Consider the following 18,108-nt stretch of genomic DNA (forward strand, 5'->3'; position numbering starts at 1 on the left):
TCAGCAGACCTCCTTGGTCAGTACCGGTGTCAACCGGCGTATGGTGCGCAGCGCCCGGATCATCCTGGCCGCCGTGGCCGGCGACCGCAGCTCGTGGCGGGGGGTGTCGGCCACCACCCGCACCACCGCCGCCGGACCTCCATGATGCTCCAGGAGCCACGCCGACTCCATGTCAACCGCCACCGCACCCTGTTGGGCCAGCGTGGTTCGCCGGGTGCCGACGGCCGGTTTGGCCACGCTGGCCACCGGCCCGGTGTGAACGGTGAACCCGGCGTCGCCCAGGCGGGCGGCCAACGCGGCGGCTCCGTCCAGGGTGACGGGGGCCACGTCGGGCGCCGACACCTCGGTGGCCACCACCACGTCACCGGGGTCGATGCCCTCCACCAGCGCCCCGCCCACGCCGACCACCGCCACCGGTCCGGGGGGCGGTTGCACCCGGCGGCTGCGGGCCGCACCAATGCCGGTGCGCACCACCGTGGCCCCGTTGCCACCGCCGTCCCCGGCGTGGCGCAGGCCTCGGCGGGCTGCTCGGGCCTCAGCGGCCATGGGACACAGCACCACCAGGCTCACTCCTGTCCCGAGGTGGCCCGGACCCAGCGACCCAGTGCCATCACCGGGAACACCAGGCGATACAGGTGGTAGCGGATGTAGAAGTCCCCGGAGAATCCGGTGCCGGTGTACCAGGGCTCGTCCCAGTCGCCGTCGCTGCGCTGGTTGGCCACCAGCCACGCCACCCCCCGGTGGGCGGCCTCACCGTCGGCCCGCCCGGCGGCGATCAACGCCAACAACGCCCACGCCGTCTGCGACGGGGTGGACTCCCCCCGCCCCCGCCAGCTCTGGTCCACGTAGGAGCGCATGTCCTCGCCCCAACCCCCGTCGCCGTTTTGCACCGACTCCAGCCACTGGCAGGCTCGCACCACCCGGTCGTCGTCCGCCGACACACCGGCGCTGATCAGGGCGGGCACCACCGCCCCGGTGCCGTAGATGTGGTTGGCCCCCCAGCGGCCGTACCAGGAGCCGTCGTCCTCCTGGGCGTCGCTCAGCCACTGCAGGCCGCGGGCTACCGCCTCCTGGTTGACCGGCATGCCCGTCTTGTCGGCGTCGAGCTCGCAAAGCATCTCCACCACGTGGGCGGTCACGTCGGCCGACGGCGGATCGATCACCTCGCCGAAGTCGCAGAAGGGCAGCTCGGCCACCAGCGGGGAGCAGTTGTCGGCGTCGAAGGCCGCCCAGCCGCCGTCGGAGCACTGCATTCCCTGGGTCCACACGACGGCCCGATCCAGCGCGTCGCACACCTCCTTGGCGTCGCCGGTGTGGATGCGGCGCAGGGCCAAGGCCACCTCGGCGGTGTCGTCCAAGTCGGGGTAGTAGCTGTTCTCGAACTCGAAGGCCCACCCGCCGGGGGCCAGATGGGGGCGCTGCTCGGACCAGTCGCCCACCACCTGTACTTCTTGGTCCAACAGCCAGCGGGCCCCGGCCACCATCTGCTGGTCGCCGGGATCCACCCCGGCGTCGGCCAGGGCGATCAACGCCAGGCAGGTGTCCCACACCGGCGACTGGCAGCACTCCAGCCGCCGCATGTCGTCCTCGATGATGGTCCAGCCGTCGAACCCGGCCAGACCCCGGGCCATGATCGGGTGGTGCAGGGAATAGCCCCGCAGATACAGGGCCAACAGCGAGTAGACCCACGGGGGCTGGATGCCGCCCCAGCAGCCGTCGGCCTCCTGGCGGGCGATGATCCACTGTTCGGCCCGGCGCAGCGACCACTCCCGCAGCTTCCGGGGGGCGTGTTTCTCGTAGACGTGCAACGCCCCGTCCAGGAGCTGGAATCGCCGGGCCACCGAGTTGGGCGGGGCGGGCTCCCGCTCGGCGGGGGTGGCCCCGGTGCGGATCTCGTCCAGGCTGATGCCCATGGAGTGCACCGGGCGATGGGCCCCCACCACCGTGAGCGCCACCACCGTCTGGCGGGCCCAGCAGGCGAAGTCGTAGATGTTGAGCGGCACCTGCTTGGGCAACAGGATCACCTCGGGGGGCAGGGCGGGCAGGTCCTCCCAGCGCCACAAGCCGAACAGGGCCATCCAGATGCGGGTGAAGACCCGGCTGCGCTCCAAACCCCCGGCGTCTCGGATGTAGGCGGCGGCCTTGGTCATGTGGGGGGCATCGGCGGGGTCGCCGGCGTAGCGCAGCGCCCAGTAGGCCTCCACGGTGACCGACAGATCGGGCTGGCCCTGGTAGTAGGTGGACCAGGTGCCGTCGGACCGCTGGCTGTGGCGGATCCAATTGGCCGTCTGACGGGTGATCTCCGGGTCGGCGACGCCCAGGAACTCGCGCAGGAACAGATCCTCGGCCTCGATGGACACGTTGGTCTCCAGCTCGTCCTTCCACCATCCCTCGATGTCCTGCAGGCTCAAGAGCCGATCCCGAGCCCTGGTCAGACATTGCTCGACACCCATCAGAAATCCCTCCCCACGATGAACTCCGCCATCGATCGCAATTCGTCGGCCACCGCCTCGGATATCTCCTGGTTGCCGACCAGGGCGTCCACGGCGGCCACGGCCAGGTTGTGGTGGTTGTGGGCCAGCGCCCGGGTGGCCTCTCGGCCGCCGCCCGCCTCCACCAGGGCTCGGGCGGTGTGGACCTCGCCCTCGTCCAATTCGGGCCGGGCGTACAGCTCGGCCAGCTCATCGGCCGCCGAGGTGTCGCTGTTGAGGGCGATCACCACCGGCACCGACTTCTTGCGCTCCCGCAGGTCGGACCCGGCGGGCTTGCCCGTTCGCTCGGGATCGCCCCAGATGCCCAGCAAGTCGTCCACCGCCTGAAAGGCCACCCCCACGTGGGCGCCGTAGTCGGCCAGGCCCTCGACGGTGGCGTCGTCGGCGCCGGCCAGCATCGCCCCCACCGAGGAGGCGTACGACAACAGCGCCCCGGTCTTGCCCTGTTCCATGATCAGGCACTGCTCCAGGGACACGCCGTCCGTCGCGCCGAAGGCCATGTCCTGGCTCTGGCCGGCGATCATGGCCGACACCGCCCGGGCCAGGTGTTGGGCCGCCTTCACCCGGGGCGGGGTGGGCTCGCGCAGCAGCACGTCGAAGGCCAAGGTGTGCAGGGCGTCGCCGGCGATCACGCCCACCCCGGTGCCGAACTTGGCCCACACCGTGGTCCGGTGCCGACGCTCGGTGTCGCCGTCGATGATGTCGTCATGGATGAGCGAGAAGTCGTGGATCAGCTCGATGGCCACCGCCCCCGGCACCGCCACCGCCGGAGCCGCGCCCACGGCCTCGGCCGACAGGATGGCCAGCGCCGGTCGGGTTCCCTTGCCCCGTCCCTGGAAGTGGTAGACGGCAGGCTCGTTGAGTTCGCCGCACAGGCCGGCCAGGGCCTCGGCGATGGCCGGGTCGACCAGCTCCCGGGCCCGGCCCAAAACGCCCGGTGCCGACGATGCGGTGGTCATGCCCCCAACCTCTCCCGCTCGGGCGATGAACTCCTGGCCTTGGCGGTGCGGCAGTGCGCCAGGGCCAGGCGGGCGGCTTCGTTGCCGGAGCGAACGGCGCTCTCCATGGTGGCCGGCCAACCGGTGTCGGTCCACGTCCCGGCCACGAACAGGCCGTCTGTGGCGGTGGTGGCCGCCGGGCGCAGCCGCCGGGTACCGGGCCGTCCAGCGAACGTGGCCCGGTGTTCCCGGGTCACCACCGCGTCGACCACCTCGGCCTCCGCAGCGCGGGGGAACAGATCGACCAGGGCTGCCCGGCAGCGCTCGATCAGTTCCGCCGGACGGTCCCCGATCTCGTCGAAGGCGGCCGACTGCGACACCGCCACCACCTGCTCGCCTGGGGGGTGCGCTTCGCTCGAGCCACCGGCAGTGATTTTCCCATGGGGCGGCGAGCCGGCCGACGCAGCCGAGCCCGCGGGCCAGTGGGCGGCTTCGGTGCGGTCGAACACGAACTGCACCGGCGAATCCAGGGCCGCGGCGAAGGGCACGTCCATGATCGGGCGGTCGAACACCAACTGCACGTTCACGATGGGCGACACCCCGAGCCCGACCAGCCCCTCCTGGTGGGCCACGGTGCCCGGCGGCAACAGGGCGTCCACCGCGTCGTGGGGCACGGCCAGGATCACCGCGTCGGGGTCGATGAGTTCGCCGTCCACGCGCACCGAGGGGCCGGGGCCCACTGCGTCCACGTGGGTGTGGAGGCGAACGGTCCCGCCCCTTTCGGTGATGCACCGGACGGCGGCGTCCCCGTGGAGGGCGGCCAACGGCACCCGGGTCCACCCCAGATCGGCACCGGTGGCGTCGTCCAGCAGCCCGGTGCGGAACACCTTGACGGCCAGGCTCAGCGAGGCGTCGTCGGCCCGCAGGTTCACGGTGGGCAAGCAGATCAGGTCCCACAGCCCGGCAATGGACCGATCCGACTCCCCCCGATCCCGTAGCCACCGCCCGAAAGTGATCCGGTCGGTGTCGGGATGGTCGGGATCGAGGCGGCGCAGGGCCAATGCGGTACCCATGGCCCGGAGGCGTTTGCCCGCGGCCAGGGGGCGGTAGCGCAGCAGTGACAGGGCCAGATGCAGCGGGGCCGGAGCGGCGATGCGGGAGATGCGGGCCGGGCGGCGACCGGGGCGCACCACCGGCACCGACAGGCGGCGCTGTTGCACCACCTGGTCGGCGACCCCCACCCGATCCAGGAAGCGGCGGTAGGCGGTGCAGCACCGCATGAACACGTGCTGGCCGTTGTCGAACCAGCGACCGTTTCGCTCGAACGACCAGGTGGCCCCGCCCAACCGGGGCGCCCGCTCGTACACCGTGACCCGGGCGCCACCGTCGGCGGCGGCCACCCCGGCGGCCAGCCCGGCCAGCCCGGCGCCCACCACCACCACGTGCGGCGACGAAGCAGGGGGGTTCATGGTTGCGGTGGCCTCGGAGCCCGCCGGGTTCACGGTGCGACCCCGGCCAGGCTGCGGAAGGCGACCCACGCCTTCTCCCGGGTGGGTAGCGACATCCGCCCCTCCATCACCGCGGTGGGCATGGCGGCGATGCGGGCCAGCAGTCGGTGGTAGATCCCGGCCATCGCCCCGGTACACGCCCGACTGCGGTGGTCCAGCACGTCGAGCAGCTTCAGACCGACGGCGAAGTGGCGTTCGGCCCGCTCGGCCTCGAAGGCCACCAGCTTGCCCACAGCTTCGGGCGGTCCCGACAGGTCGGCGGCGCAGCCGAACCGCTCGATGTCCTCGGCCGGCAGGTACACCCGGCCCATGCCCCGGTCCTCCACGATGTCGCGCAGGATGTTGGTGAGCTGCAGGGCCACCCCCAGCACGTCGGCCCACTCGGCGGCCTCCTCGGCATCGCCGCGATTGCCGAACACGCCGAGGGACAGTCGGCCCACCGAGCCCGCCACCAGCCGGCAGTATTCCTCGGTCTCTTCGATGGTGGCGTAGTGCTTGCCCTCGGCGTCCTGCTCGCACCCGGCCACGATCTCGTTCAGGGCGGCCACCGGTATGGGGAAGCGGTCGATGGCGTGGCGCAGTCCCACCAGCACGGGGTCGTCGGGGTTGCCGAGCCCGCCGTCGGCCAGGCGGTCGATATCGGCCCGCACCTCGGCCAGTTGCGCCCGTTTCTCGTCGGCGGCCAGCGGGCCGTCGCCGATGTCGTCGATGCGGCGGGCCATGGCGTACAGCGCCGACATGGCCTGGCGCTTGGGCTTGGGCAGCAGGCGAATGCCGTAGGAGAAGTTGCGGGCCTCGGCCCGGGTGATCTCCTCGCAGCGGGCAAAGGCGTCCTCGGCCTTCATCGCCGCCTCCGGCGGGGGGTGGTGAGGCGCGTCATCGCCGCCTCCGGCGGGCCGCCAGTTTCCGCACGGTGCGCACCGCGGCGGCGTCGGCCACCGAGCGGGGGGCCACCAGGCCCAGGGTGTGGAGGGCCGTGCGGGCCTTCGTCGGCGACCGCAACCCCGCCAGCACGTCGTGGTCGGCCCTGGCGATGGCATCCAGGGCGGCCAGGCCGCCCGCCACGTAGCCCGCCACCGTCACCTTGGCCCATCCGGTGAGCGAGGCCGCCAGGGGTCGGCCCCGCAGCAGCAGGCCCCGGGCGGTGTCGCACTGATGGGCCACCAACCGACGCAGGGATTCCGACGCCGTGGCCGCCCCCAAGTCGGTTTCGCTCACGCCGAAGCGGGCCATCTCGTCGGCCGGCAGATAGATGCGGCCCTTGTCGGTGTAGTCCTCGCCGATGTCCTGGAGGTGCTCCACCACCTGCAGGCCGCTGCACACCGCATCGCTCAGGGCCACCCGCTCGGGGGTGGACACCTCGAACACCGCCAGCACCAACCGTCCCACCGGGTTGGCCGACAGCGTGCAGTATTCGGCCAACTCCGCCTGGGTGCGGTAGCGGTGCTTGTGCTGATCCAGCCGGTTGGCCTCGATCAGGGCCAGGAAGGGCTCGTCGGCCACCGCCAGGTCGTCGAACAGGGGGGTGAGTTGCACCATCACCGGGTGGGTGGCTTGGCCAGCGCGGGCCCGTTGCAGTTCGGCCTCCAACCAATCCAGGGCCACCTGGCGGTCGCCGTCGTACTCGTCGCCGATGTCGTCCACCAGTCGGGCGAACCCGTACACCGCCAGGAGATGGGCGCGGGGGCGCGCCGGGAGGGCCTTCATGGCCACCGGGAAGTTCTCACTCCCCGCTTGGGTCATGATCGAGTTCAGGTCGAACTCGACGTCGGTCTGCACAAAGCCCCCCGGCTGGGTCAGTCGTTCTTGATCACCCCACCGGCCGTCGGGCCACTCGGGGCATCGTGGATGTGGTTGTGACCGCTGGTCACCCTGCTGGTCGGCCCGTGGCGTCACCCCATTGCGAACAACGAACTGACCATTAGGTCATCTTTTTGTACGCGCTCAGTGCGGTGCTGTCAAGGCAATGACCGCACCGGCCTCGTCGAAGCTCGGACGATCGGCAAATCGGCCCATCAGCCCCTCGGCGAAGATGTGGGCGATGGCGTCCATGATGAGGGCTCCGGCCAGGCGATGTCCCCGCGGATCGTCCGACAGGGCCTCCCCCAAACGCTCGGCCAACCGCCAGAACACCCGCTGGGCGGCCGCCGCGTGCTCCACCTGGCCCTGCACCGAGCGTTTGGCCACCTCCAGCATGATGGGCAACCCGGGCAGCAGCGTCCGGGCCAGGCGGCGGGTGAGTTCCGGGCGGCTCAGCCCCACCTCACCGGAGACCGCGGCCGCAAATTCCTCGGCGGTGTTGTCCACCACCGCTTCCACCGCCCGGAAGAACAGGTCTTGCTTGGACTTGTAGTAGCGGTAGAAGGTGCCCTTGGCCACCCCGGCCTGGGCGCAGATGTCGGCCACGCTCACCTCGGTGTAGCCCCGCAGGGCGAACTCCGAGATGGCCACCGCCCGAAGCTGCTCGCCGCTGTCGGCCATGGCGGGCACGGGCGCGTGGTCGGAGTTCTCCGCGTCCAGGATCTGGGCGATGAGACGCAGGGGCAGGCGGTGGCGCTCCCGGAGATCCCGGATGCGGGTCACCGCGTCGGCGTGGCGCTGGGAGTAGAGAAATCGGTTGGCCGCGGCCCGACGGGGTGGGGGCAGGAGGTCCAGCCGCCGATAGTGGTGGATGGAGGCGGCCGGAACCCCGGTTCGGGCGACCAGTTCGCTGATGGGGAACTCCCCGGGCGTGGCCATGTCATTCCTGTTCGGCGATCCTGATGGCCTCGTCGAAGCTGGTGCCCTGCTCGATGAGGTTGCGGTACTTCATCACATGGCGGGGCCGGTTGAAGCCGAGCACCCCCACCAGGCGGCCGGCCCGCCCGTAGAGGGCGGCGAACCGCCGCTCGGCGGTGGAGCCGGTGATGATGCGCACCTCGTCGTCGGGCCGGGCCCGGCCGGCGAGCTGGATTTTGCGGTCGTACTGGTCGCTCCAGAACCACGGCACCGGGGTGTAGGGCTCGGCGTCGGCGCTGGCTTCTGCGCCTGCCAGTCGGAGCACGGCGTGGTGGCCCTGGGCGATGGCGTTGTCCCAGTGCTCCACCCGCATGGTCTCGCCGAACAGGGCGTTGGGCCAGCGGGCCACGTCCCCGGCGGCGGCGATGCCGGGTGCGGCCAGGCAGGTCTCGTCACATACCACGCCGTTGTCCAAGGTCAGCCCCGAGCCCTCCAGCCACTCGGTGTTGGGGATCACCCCGATGCCCACCACCACCACGTCGGCGTCCACCGCGGTGCCGTCGCTCAGGTTCACCCGCTCCACCCGGCCGTGGCCGTCGAAGCCGTCGACGCCCACCCCCAGGCGCAGGTCCACCCCGTGATCCCGGTGGACCTCGGCGCACACCGTGCCCATCTCGGTACCCAGGATGCGGCCCAGCGGTACCGGCAGGGCCTCGATCACGGTGACCTCCAGGCCCCGGCTTCGGGCGGTGGCCGCCACCTCGGCCCCGATGAAGCCGGCGCCCACCACCGCCACCCGCTGGGGGGTGGCGTCGAACTCGGCCCGTATGGCCAGGCAGTCGTCCAGGCCCCGCAGGGTGTGGATGCCCTCGAGCCCGCCGGTGGGCAGTTCCCGGCAGCGGGCTCCGGTGGCGATGAGGATGCCGTCGGCGGTGACCGTGACGCCGTCGTCGAGGGTGACGGTGCGGTCGGCCACGTCGAGCCCCACCGCCCGACGGCCCAGCCGCCAATCGGCGTTCAGATCACCGAGGGACTCCTCGTCGGACAGCTCGATGCGGTCGGGTTCCCAGTCCCCGGCCAGGACTTGTTTGGACAGGGGAGGCCTGTCGTAGGGCTGGTGGGGTTCATCACCGACAATGGTGATGGTCCCGTCGAATCCCTCTCGCCGCAGTGTCTCCGCCGCCCGGGTTCCGGCGAGCGACGCTCCGACGATGGCCAAAGAGCGCAGCGGCCGGCTACTCCTCGGCGACCGCGATGGCCTGCTTGGGGCAGCGTTGCACCGCTTCGTTGACCCGCTCGCGGGCATCATCGCCCGGGGTCTCGTTCAGCAGGTACAAGAAGTCGTCGTCGCGCACCTCGAAAATGTCAGGGGCGACCTGCATGCAGATGGCGTTGCTCTCGCACAGGTCGTAGTCCACGACCACCCGGTATCCCATCGGTTCCTCCCATCTCCCAATGTGGCACCCCGACCCTAGCCAACCCACCCCCACCCCGTCACCATCCAGCCCCCCGCCTCGGTCGCTCGAGCAACGGCGCCAGGCACTCCAAGAAAGGGGGCTTCCGCCCCAAGAGCCCCAAAGTTCTTTGATGCTGGAGAAAGAGCCCCAAAGGTTTCCCCCTTTTCGTTGTAGCTTGGCCCCGTGGACCCAAAGAGATTTGATGCTCCCTCCCTCGGGAAGCCGGTCAAGACCCCGGGGGCGCACGGCTACTGGACCTATCACCCCCAGCCGCTGCCAACCGCGTTGGCCCTGAAGGCCTCGACGGTCCGCATTCTCTCTGAGGCCGATCGCGCCCTGGGTCGCCTGGCCGGAGCAGGCCGGTTGCTGCCGAACCCCCATTTGCTCCTGCAGCCCTACGTCGCCCGCGAGGCACTGGCCAGCAGCCGGATCGAAGGTACGCAGGCCTCTCTCTCCGAAGTCTTCGACGCTCAGGCGAGGGAAACGGCCGAGGGCCCGGTCCGGGAGGTCACCAACTACATCCGGGCGCTGGAGCACGGCTTGGCCCGTCTGGCCGATCTCCCTGTCTCGAAGCGACTGCTCAGGGAGGTGCACGCCATCCTGCTTGAAGATGTCCGCGGCCAGGAACGGATGCCGGGTGAGTTCCGCCGGTCTCAGAACTGGATCGGTTCTGCGGACAATCGCCCGGACACGGCGCGGTTTGTGCCGCCGCCACCGGCAGAGATGGAAGTCGCCCTCGACGCGCTGGAGCGGTACTTCCATGCGCCCACCGAACTTCCGCCCCTGATCGAGATCGCCCTGATCCACTATCAGTTCGAGACAATCCACCCCTTCCTCGACGGCAACGGCCGTCTCGGACGCCTGCTCATCGCCTTCCTGCTGGTTCAGCGTTCTCTGCTTCCACAGCCGCTGCTCTACCTCTCGGCCTACTTCGAGCGACGGCGCAGCGACTACTACGACCGCCTGCAAGCGGTCAGGGAGCGCGGCGAACTCGCTGAATGGCTCGACTTCTTCCTCACCGGCGTCTCCGAGGAATCAGCGGACGCCGTTTCCCGCGCCGAGGCTCTGGCCGACCTGAGGGAGCAGTACCGTTCGATGCTCGCCGGGGATCGGTCGAGAGCGGGCGAGGTCGTCGACCTGGTGTTCCAGAACCCCTTCTTGGTTACGAATCGCGTCGCTGCTCAGCTAGACGTGACGGCTCAAAGCGCAATGAACCACATCCGCCGGCTCGAGAGCGAAGGTATCGTCCAAGAGGTCGTCGGCATCCCCGGCCGATCCAAGCGATGGGTAGCGACCGAGGTCTTCCGAGTACTCGACCCCGACGCCACCCTCGAGTTCAACCCACAGGAGTCCTGAGAGGCGCATCCTCCCGCTATCCTGCTCCTCAGGACTCAAGTCCACCTTCTACACGGGGAGAGCCGTTCCTTCGGGGGCCGCTCTCCCCAGTCACTTTCCGGGTATCTTGCGCCCACCGCCCCGAGCTGCCGGGCTCCATCCTTGTGCCCTCGGACGCAAGCGTTAGCTGGCCTCTGCGCCTTCAGAAGAAGTCATCTTCTAGATCCCGGCTCGGCACGACCGGGACAGAGACCTCAATCTCAGGCTCTGGAGCTTCGACTAGCTCAAGTGTGCGACGCGCCTGTGAGAGCAGATGGTCGTAGCTCATGACCGAGATATCGGCCAAGCGACGGTTCAACCCGTGTAGCGCTTGATGCTGCACGTCTTGCCAGTCAACACTCCTACCAATGACGATCGTTGCCCGAGGGTGGTAGGCGACGACTTCAGGCGCGTCGCGCAGCCCCGACAGCCCGACCTCGGCATGAAGGACGTCTAGATACCTATGGCACTGGCCGATGGCTTTCGACACATCGGCTGACCAGTGCCAGTTCTGGTGGGAGGCATCCCACACCAGAATCTGCAAGTCGGGTCGCTTCAGCTCGATGAGGTCACGGAAGCCGCCAAGGTGTCGGGGAAGAAGAAGGTCAATCTGGTCGGTCGCTGAGATCGATCTGATTTGGTCGTTGACCACATACGAGTTTCCAAACGACCAACTGTGGCGCTTGCACCAGTTCTGGTAGACAGCCTCGTTGCTCGTTCCCTCCCTTAGATGGTTCGTCAGCTCCGCTACGGCGTCGCGCAGTTCGCGGACCCTCAGGCCAGTTCTGAGCGCATGAATCAATTCAGCTCCCAAATCCATGCTGCAAAAGTGCTCGACGATACCCTGGGTGCGGACGAGTTCCTCGAGAGCACGCGCCACCTGCTCTATCGAGAGTTCACAATCCAAGTTGATGCTCTCATCGGATGGAATAATGACAAACCTTCCCGAGCCAGCATCGGCTACTGCGAGATGGTTCCGCAGCGCGTCGTGCAGCTTGTGGAGCGCTGGCTCTGCAAGACTTATCGATGTCTGATTCCAGCCTGCAGTCTTGTCGTATCTCACGATCTTGCACGACATCTGATCTGTGCCCGTCCGCTCTATGAAGAAAGGCACAAACTCGATCCGCAACTTATTTGTATCGTGCAGTTCGACAGGGTCGCTGTACTGTACGTCACCTGTTCGGGACGAACGTCGGTTGATATTCATTGACATGTTAGCCTCCTTCTGGGAGCTACCAGGGATTGTCGGGAAGCGTGCTCAGCAAGAATCGCGGGATCAGGACCCACCCCCACTACCACAAGAGCCCTGGCTGTAGTCGGCTTGCCAGTACTTTGCTGTCAAATGGCCAGACACTTGGCTTGTCCCCAGTGCTAACCTCGCTCGGCCCGGCACTTGGCCTCCGATGAGAGTCCATTCTGCGGGGTCAGTCATCATGGGCACCTGGTCCCAAGCTCTGGAGGTCGGTTGCTTCGGCGAAAGTCGCTGCGTACTTCCGAACGCGCTTCCCGAACTCCAGTTCCCCTCGGCTGTAGCGGTCCGTCCAGTAGTGGCCTTCGAGTCGAGTCCCCCCACTGTCGATCTCAAGGACAACTGCGCCGTGGTGCGCCGTGCTCCGATGGTCCACCTGTATCTGGGGCTGATTCCGAAAGATGTAGCAGAGCGACGTACCTCCGTCGTTGTCTGCGAGTTCAGCGACCGCCGAGGAAGATCGCGACTCGTCGGTGAGCAGGGTGGCACGGATCGTGGATGCCGTCTGGCGGATGACGAGATAGCAGTCCCTTGGTCCAGGTGCCTGTCCCGTTTCCGGGTCGGGCCAATGTGTGACCAGCCTGCCCGACCACGTGCCGCGAAGCACCGGTCGGCGCGACCTGCCTACCGGGATGATGGCCCACAGCCACTTCTCGTAAGCGGCCACGAGGACCGTGGCCGCCGACGTGGCGAGGGATGCGTAGCGCACCCAGTCGACGGAGACGCTTTCGCCACCGATCCAGAGCAGGGCGGTGAAGATGGCAATGGGTACAACTGCGATGATCCTGGAGCGGCTCATTGGTGCTGCATCCTTTTGGTGCTGCCTCTTCACGGTGCGAGAAATCGCATCGCCTGGCTGACGAACGACTGGGCGTCCTGGATTGACCAAGGCTGCGTGCTTGCGAACAGGTACTTGAGTTCGTTCACCTCGTGCCACTCGCCACGGCCCGTTGTCGACTCCAACTCCTTGGAGAGCCACAGCAATGTGCTGAACACGTTCACGTAGTTGCTCGGGGAGTCGAAGACGGAGTTCGGGACGTTGTAGACCAGGCACTCGACGAGCCACGACGGGGTCTCTGGAAGACCCAACTCGGCCATCCGATTCTCGAGGGCCTTGAGACCCCGGACGACGCGTTTGTAGCGGCGAGAAGTCCGGTCGTTCTTTCTGACGCCGTTGTCGTAGTCCTGCTGCGGCCAGTTGATGATCTTGTGGCCCTGGTCAGGCGTGATCTCAATGCCGTCGTGGTACGTCACCACCGAGTCATAGCGTCGGTGCGTCGCACATGGGACGACGTCGGCTGGCAGCGTTGTCGACTTCTCGGAGACCCTGATGCACTTGTTGTGTCGATCCACCTGGGTCGGGCCGAACGCGTCCACGAGCGCATCGAAGCAATCGTCCTTGAAAGTCTTCAGCGCATGGCGGTACTCGATCGGTGCCTCCCGTAGCCCGAGCTGGGCAAGCGGCAGCTCCTGGGCGCCAAACGCCTTATGCACGATGGAGTTTTGTTCACTCTCCGATGCGCCCAGCAGCTCGACGGCGAGGTCGACGTCAGGGCCCCGCCGGACGTTCGTTCCTGATCGGTAGGAACCCTTCACGAAGAGGCGGAAATTCCGCCGGGCGACTGCGGGTGATGCCAGCAGCGCGGCCTTGATCTGCCTCTCGGTGCGATTTCGTTCGTCGATCTCGGTCTGGCTCGGTGGCGCTGCCCACCTGTCGAAGAACGATTGCCAATGCGTAGTCATGTCTGTGACCTCCGGTCGTTGCGGAGGACCAGTCATGCGACCTACGATCTCAGTCGGAAAACACGAGCGTGGTGGCCGACTGGTCTCCAGGTTCTGAGAGGGGCCGGCCTTTGGCTGGCCCCTCTGTTTGTTTGCGCTTGTTTGCCCACTTTGGGCGGAGCGAATTCTAACAGTGTAGTTCTACCGATGTCAACTACTGGATGCCAGATTTTTGAGACCTGACTCGCTCTGACGCAGATCTTTTGCGATAATTTGCCTATGACTGAGCAGAGTGGCGCTTCACAACCCTCAGTGCTCCTTGCCTTTCGGGCGGAGAACGTCCGGTCGTTCAGGGACGACCTGGAGTTCTCGATGCTTGCGACGGCCGTCGGAGAACGAGCGGTTGTCCGTTCTGTTCCTTGGCGGGAGGGGGGTACACCGCTCGATGTGCTGGCGGTGGCGGGCGTGTTCGGAGCGAACGCCTCCGGCAAGAGCAATCTGCTCAAGGCGATGGATGACATGCGTAGTTGTGTCCTCTACTCGTTCCGGCGGCTCGACCCGGAGGGAGAAATCCCCCGCCGGCCATTCGTCCTGGATCGACAGGCACGCGCCAAGCCCTCGCGGTTCGAGGTTGACCTCGTGCTCGAGGGAGTGCGGCACGAGTACGGTTTCGTCCTCGACGATGAGCACGTCATCGAGGAGTGGGCCTATCGCTATCCGAAGGGTCGGGCTGCATTGATCTTCCGCCGGGAAGGCGATCGGGTGGAGGCCGGCTCGGTGGACCGCCAGAAGACTCGTGCGGTCCAGAAGCTACTGAGGCCGAACGCCCTGTTCCTGTCCACGGCTGCGTCAGCGAACCATGGTGTGCTTCTCCCGCTGTATCAGTGGTTTGGCAGGAACCTCCGCCTTGCCGAGGCCGACTCAAGGCCCTGGCGTCAGGCGTTTACCACTGAGATGCTTGGCAGCGACCGACTCAAGGATCGAGTCATTGCTCTGCTCCATGCGGCTGATCTCGGAGTGACATCCGCCCAGAAGCGGGAGCCGGATCCAGTCATGCAGGAACGGCTCCGTCGCGCGGTGAGGATTCTCCAGGGGGCGGAGGAGGAGCCTGAACTGGACGAGGGTCCAACCTTCGAGGAACTCGGAGTTGAACTCCTGCACCGGGGAGCGGATGGGGAAGAGGTGCCGCTACACGCGGAGGACGAATCACTCGGCACGCGTGTCTGGTTCGGCCTCATTGGACCAGTCGTGCAAGCTCTTGAGGTCGGTTCCGTTTTCCTGGCTGACGAGCTGGATGCCAGTCTCCACCCGGCCCTCTCGACCGAACTCGTTCGACTCTTCCAGGATCCCCAGACGAACCCTCGGCGCGCGCAACTGGTGTTCAACTCGCACGATTCGACCCTGCTCGGTGGCTCTGTCGGAGAGCGGCTCCTCGGACGAGACCAGGTCTGGTTCACCGAGAAGCACGGCGACGGCAGCACGCATCTCTACCCACTGGCCGATCTTGAGCCACGCAAGCAGGAGGCGATCGGCAAGCGATACCTAGACGGGAGGTACGGGGCGACCCCAATTCTCTCCCATCAAGAGTTCGCAGCCGCAGTTGCGCCCGAGGCGAGGGGCGCGAGTTGACCAAGCGCGCCCCTGGAGCCTCACGCAGATCAAATCCGCACGCTGGTGGCGGCGCGACACAATAAGGTGTCTTGGGTGCCAACCATCCTGATCAAGGACGTTCCCAACGAGGTGTACCGCACGCTCCGGGCTCAGGCGGCCAACGCTGGAAAGTCGCTGCAGCAGTACTTGCTTGACGTGGTGTATCGACAGGCCGATGTCGTCACCATCGAGGAGATGATGGGCCGCAAGCGCGTCGAGGCGGTCGCTTACGGGGAGGTTGACCTCGACCGGCAGGCCATCGTAGAGATCGTCCGCTCCGACCGAGAGTCTCATTGAGCCTTACACGGTTCCCGCACGAACCGCTCTCGAGCGCTGCGCAGGACCCGGCAATCTGAGGACGCCAAGGCAAATCGCTAGAGTGCCCTTTTCCACCGGACTCGACGACGAGAGGTAGCGCACCATGTCGACGCTCGATAGCCACGACGGACAGGCCCTCGCGGAGCCTTCCTCCCCTCCCGCGGACCCAACTCCCACCAACCAGGAAGCTCATGGGCCTTCCCGCGCTGAACTTCGGGCTCAGGCTCTCTCATCTCGGAACAGGTACGTCCTTGGCGACCTGCCGAGCGAAGAGCATGGCGCAGAGATCGACAACGCGCTTCACCGTGAAATTGACGAAGAGTCTTCTCTTGGCGTTGCCTTCAAGTTTCTCGTTGTCGACGACATTCCCGATGAGGAGCGCATCGGCACCCTCCAAGAGCACTTTGGTCATGCCAGTCCTGGCTCTTCCGTTGGCCTCAGGCAACACCTCGACGCCCTGCGGTTTGGGATCTTTCCGCAGGGTCCATCTATGGCAAGAAATATCGCTGCTCGCATGAGATCCATTTTGCGCAGGCATGAGTTTTCCCAGAGCACTCGGGCGCTCCTCGAGCGTAATGTTGCTGCGCTGGAAGACATCGCCTCTGACACCGATGCCTATGAGGCTGAGCAGCATGAGGCGGAAATCAAAGAACAGAGCCAGGAGGACAAACTCAATAGCCGCGCCGGGGTGTACGTCTTCACTTATCCCCACTATCTGCGGCACCCAACGCACCCTTCTCCCGAGACCGAAAAGATGCCCGATCGAACGCTTCTCAAGGTTGGGTACACCGAGGGCGACATTCTGGAACGCGTCAACCAGGAAACCCGAGGTGCTGGAATCCCCGAGCACCGCCGCGTACTGCGCGCTTATCTCGTCACTGCAGACAAGGGTGGCACGGCCAAAGACTTCGAACGGACCTTCCACAACATGCTGGACACTGCTGGCCATGCCGGGCCGAAGCGCGGTTCGGTCGACTTTCAGCGGGGTGGGAATGAGTGGTTCTTCACCAGTATCGAATTCTTGGATCAAATCGCCAAGACACTGGACCTCGAGACAATCGAGTTCGACACCCCCGACTACTAACTCACTTCAGCATGATGCAGGGTGCGGCGGTGGGGGGCATTGAGGGTTAGAGGCAGTGGTGTTGGGTGTAGGCGCGGATTTCTTGGCGGGCTTGGGCGACGGCTTCTTCGAGGTCGAAGGCCCGGCGGAACAGTTCGCGGAGATCCTCGATCTCCTCGATCTCCCGGGAGGCGTTGGCCACGGTGGTGACCGCCACTTCGATGTCGGGCGGGGCCGCCTCCTCCAGGGCCTGCAACTGCTCCAAGTCTTCAGTGTCGTTGGCCGGGCGCATCCCCACCCCGTCGATGGCCAACCCACAGAAGGCCTCGACGTCGCCCTGGTCGTCGCCCCCGCAGGCCGCTGAACCCACCACAACGACGGCCATCACCAGCACGGCCCGGGCGAAGAACGTCACGCCACTAACCGGGCTTGTCGGCACCCACGATCCACATGGCGTAGTACTGGGCGCCCCCGCCGTAGGCGTGGCCGAACGCTTTGCGGGCTCCGTCCACCTGGTGGTCACCGGCCATGCCCCGCACCTGCAGGGCGGCCTCGGCGAAGCGGATCATGCCCGACGCCCCGATGGGGTTGGACGACAGCACCCCGCCGGAGCAGTTCACCGGCAGATCACCGCCGTCGAGGTGGGTGGCCCCCTCCTCCACCAGCTTCCAGCCGTCGCCCACCTCGCAGAACCCCAGGCTCTCCAGCCACATGGGCTCGTACCACGAGAACGGCACGTACATCTCCACCGCGTCGATCTCGGCCCGGCGGTCGGCAATGCCCGCCTGGGCGAACACGTCGTCGGCGCAGTCCCGGCTGGCCTGGGGGTTGACCTCGTCGCGTCCGGGGAAGTTGTTGGCCTCGCTGCGCATGGCCGCCCCGTGGACCCAGGCCACCGGCTTGGCCGATGCGTCCCCGGCGGCCTCGTCGCCCAGCACCAGCGCACAGGCCCCGTCCGAGGAGGGGCACGTCTCGGAGAAGCGCACCGGGGCCCACAGCATGGGCGACTCCACCACCTGGTCGAAGGTCAGGTCGTGCTGTTGCAGGTGGGCGTAGGGGTTGCGCAGGGCGTGTTGGCGGTCCTTGAACGCCACCATGCAGCCGATGAGCTCGGGAGCGTCGGTGCGGGCCATGTACTGGCGGATGATGGGGGAGAAATAGCCCCCGGCGCCGGCGTTGATCGACACCGAGAACGGTTGGGGCAGCGACAGCGCCCAAGTGGCGTTGGATTCCGATTGCTTCTCGAACCCCAAGGTGAGCACCCGGCGGTGAATCCCGGACTGCACCAGCGAGGCGGCCACCACCGCGGTGGAACCCCCCACCGACCCGGCGGTGTGTACCCGCAACAGGGGTTTGCCCACCGCGCCCAGCGCCTCGGCCAGGAACAGCTCGGGCTGCATCACCCCTTCGAAGAAGTCGGGCGCCTTGCCCACCACCACGGCGTCGATGTCCTCCCAGCCCAACTCGGCGTCCTCCAACGCCCGGTACGCCGCCTCCCGTACCAAGCCGGGCAGCGACACGTCGCCCCGGGTGGTCTGATACTTGGTCTGGCCCACACCCAGGACCGCGGTGCGCTCAGCCATTGTTCCCCCCCGACTTCGATCCCCGGTGCTCCCTGA

At 67.1% G+C, this 18,108-nt stretch carries 18 protein-coding genes; 4 read left to right on the plus strand and 14 right to left on the minus strand.

Features of this window, described 5'->3' with window-relative positions; all coding sequences use genetic code 11:
* The 9 genes from ACOQPQ_RS08040 to ACOQPQ_RS08080 all read right to left on the minus strand — a co-directional run bounded on the left by ACOQPQ_RS08040 (window position 1) and on the right by ACOQPQ_RS08080 (window position 9,092).
* A complete protein-coding gene (locus ACOQPQ_RS08040) occupies window positions 1–570 on the minus strand; it encodes a hypothetical protein (RefSeq protein WP_420638923.1) in 570 nt (189 codons plus the stop codon).
* Window positions 567–2,453 carry a squalene--hopene cyclase gene (shc, locus tag ACOQPQ_RS08045; RefSeq protein WP_420638924.1) on the minus strand — a complete coding sequence of 629 codons (1,887 nt, stop codon included), beginning with the start codon at window positions 2,451–2,453 and terminating at the stop codon, window positions 567–569. Before shc ends, ACOQPQ_RS08040 begins: the two co-directional genes overlap by 4 nt.
* Window positions 2,453–3,451 carry a polyprenyl synthetase family protein gene (locus ACOQPQ_RS08050; protein WP_420638925.1) on the minus strand — a complete coding sequence of 333 codons (999 nt, stop codon included), beginning with the start codon at window positions 3,449–3,451 and terminating at the stop codon, window positions 2,453–2,455. Before ACOQPQ_RS08050 ends, shc begins: the two co-directional genes overlap by 1 nt.
* Complete coding sequence (hpnE, locus tag ACOQPQ_RS08055) at window positions 3,448–4,932, minus strand: hydroxysqualene dehydroxylase HpnE (RefSeq protein WP_420638926.1); 1,485 nt, start codon at window positions 4,930–4,932, stop codon at window positions 3,448–3,450. The genes ACOQPQ_RS08050 and hpnE overlap by 4 nt, the downstream gene beginning before the upstream one ends.
* The gene (gene hpnD, locus ACOQPQ_RS08060; protein WP_420638927.1) at window positions 4,929–5,783 is read right to left on the minus strand and encodes a presqualene diphosphate synthase HpnD; all 855 of its coding nucleotides are present in this window, start codon (window positions 5,781–5,783) and stop codon (window positions 4,929–4,931) included. Before hpnD ends, hpnE begins: the two co-directional genes overlap by 4 nt.
* Window positions 5,784–5,814: 31 nt before the next feature.
* A complete protein-coding gene (hpnC, locus tag ACOQPQ_RS08065; protein ID WP_420638928.1) occupies window positions 5,815–6,717 on the minus strand; it encodes a squalene synthase HpnC in 903 nt (300 codons plus the stop codon).
* A gap of 165 nt (window positions 6,718–6,882) precedes the next feature.
* Window positions 6,883–7,677 (minus strand): TetR family transcriptional regulator, encoded by a 795-nt coding sequence (locus ACOQPQ_RS08070; RefSeq protein ID WP_420638929.1) that lies wholly within the window; start codon window positions 7,675–7,677, stop codon window positions 6,883–6,885.
* Window position 7,678: 1 nt separating this feature from the next.
* The gene (locus tag ACOQPQ_RS08075) at window positions 7,679–8,875 is read right to left on the minus strand and encodes an NAD(P)/FAD-dependent oxidoreductase (RefSeq protein ID WP_420638930.1); all 1,197 of its coding nucleotides are present in this window, start codon (window positions 8,873–8,875) and stop codon (window positions 7,679–7,681) included.
* A gap of 16 nt (window positions 8,876–8,891) precedes the next feature.
* Window positions 8,892–9,092: a ferredoxin gene (locus ACOQPQ_RS08080; protein WP_420638931.1), complete on the minus strand. Its 201-nt coding sequence runs from the start codon at window positions 9,090–9,092 to the stop codon at window positions 8,892–8,894.
* 204 nt (window positions 9,093–9,296) lie between these two features.
* Here ACOQPQ_RS08080 and ACOQPQ_RS08085 point away from each other — a divergent pair, with 204 nt between their 5' ends.
* Window positions 9,297–10,469, plus strand: a complete 1,173-nt coding sequence (locus tag ACOQPQ_RS08085; RefSeq protein ID WP_420638932.1) for a Fic family protein — start codon at window positions 9,297–9,299, stop codon at window positions 10,467–10,469.
* Between the two features lie 181 nt (window positions 10,470–10,650).
* Here ACOQPQ_RS08085 and ACOQPQ_RS08090 read toward each other — a convergent pair whose 3' ends face one another.
* The 3 genes from ACOQPQ_RS08090 to ACOQPQ_RS08100 form a co-directional block, all read right to left on the minus strand.
* Window positions 10,651–11,700, minus strand: a complete 1,050-nt coding sequence (locus ACOQPQ_RS08090) for a Shedu anti-phage system protein SduA domain-containing protein (RefSeq protein ID WP_420638933.1) — start codon at window positions 11,698–11,700, stop codon at window positions 10,651–10,653.
* Window positions 11,701–11,911: 211 nt separating this feature from the next.
* The gene (locus tag ACOQPQ_RS08095) at window positions 11,912–12,535 is read right to left on the minus strand and encodes a hypothetical protein (protein ID WP_420638934.1); all 624 of its coding nucleotides are present in this window, start codon (window positions 12,533–12,535) and stop codon (window positions 11,912–11,914) included.
* Between the two features lie 29 nt (window positions 12,536–12,564).
* Window positions 12,565–13,479: a hypothetical protein gene (locus ACOQPQ_RS08100; protein ID WP_420638935.1), complete on the minus strand. Its 915-nt coding sequence runs from the start codon at window positions 13,477–13,479 to the stop codon at window positions 12,565–12,567.
* Between the two features lie 258 nt (window positions 13,480–13,737).
* On the opposite strand from ACOQPQ_RS08100, the gene ACOQPQ_RS08105 reads away from it, so the two are divergent.
* The 3 genes from ACOQPQ_RS08105 to ACOQPQ_RS08115 all read left to right on the plus strand — a co-directional run bounded on the left by ACOQPQ_RS08105 (window position 13,738) and on the right by ACOQPQ_RS08115 (window position 16,510).
* Complete coding sequence (locus tag ACOQPQ_RS08105; protein WP_420638936.1) at window positions 13,738–15,087, plus strand: AAA family ATPase; 1,350 nt, start codon at window positions 13,738–13,740, stop codon at window positions 15,085–15,087.
* A 75-nt stretch (window positions 15,088–15,162) separates the two neighbouring features.
* Window positions 15,163–15,405, plus strand: a complete 243-nt coding sequence (locus ACOQPQ_RS08110) for a FitA-like ribbon-helix-helix domain-containing protein (protein ID WP_420638937.1) — start codon at window positions 15,163–15,165, stop codon at window positions 15,403–15,405.
* Between the two features lie 124 nt (window positions 15,406–15,529).
* The gene (locus tag ACOQPQ_RS08115) at window positions 15,530–16,510 is read left to right on the plus strand and encodes a hypothetical protein (RefSeq protein ID WP_420638938.1); all 981 of its coding nucleotides are present in this window, start codon (window positions 15,530–15,532) and stop codon (window positions 16,508–16,510) included.
* A gap of 46 nt (window positions 16,511–16,556) precedes the next feature.
* Here ACOQPQ_RS08115 and ACOQPQ_RS08120 read toward each other — a convergent pair whose 3' ends face one another.
* Together ACOQPQ_RS08120 and ACOQPQ_RS08125 are read right to left on the minus strand one after the other, a co-directional pair.
* Window positions 16,557–16,904 carry a hypothetical protein gene (locus ACOQPQ_RS08120; RefSeq protein WP_420638939.1) on the minus strand — a complete coding sequence of 116 codons (348 nt, stop codon included), beginning with the start codon at window positions 16,902–16,904 and terminating at the stop codon, window positions 16,557–16,559.
* A gap of 4 nt (window positions 16,905–16,908) precedes the next feature.
* Entirely contained in the window at window positions 16,909–18,072 is a 1,164-nt protein-coding gene (locus ACOQPQ_RS08125) for a thiolase domain-containing protein (RefSeq protein WP_420638940.1), read from the minus strand.
* Between the last annotated feature and the right edge of the window lie 36 nt (window positions 18,073–18,108).

It is taken from the genome of Candidatus Poriferisocius sp. (genome assembly GCF_965219775.1).
Taxonomy (GTDB): Bacteria; Actinomycetota; Acidimicrobiia; order Acidimicrobiales; family Bin134; genus Poriferisocius.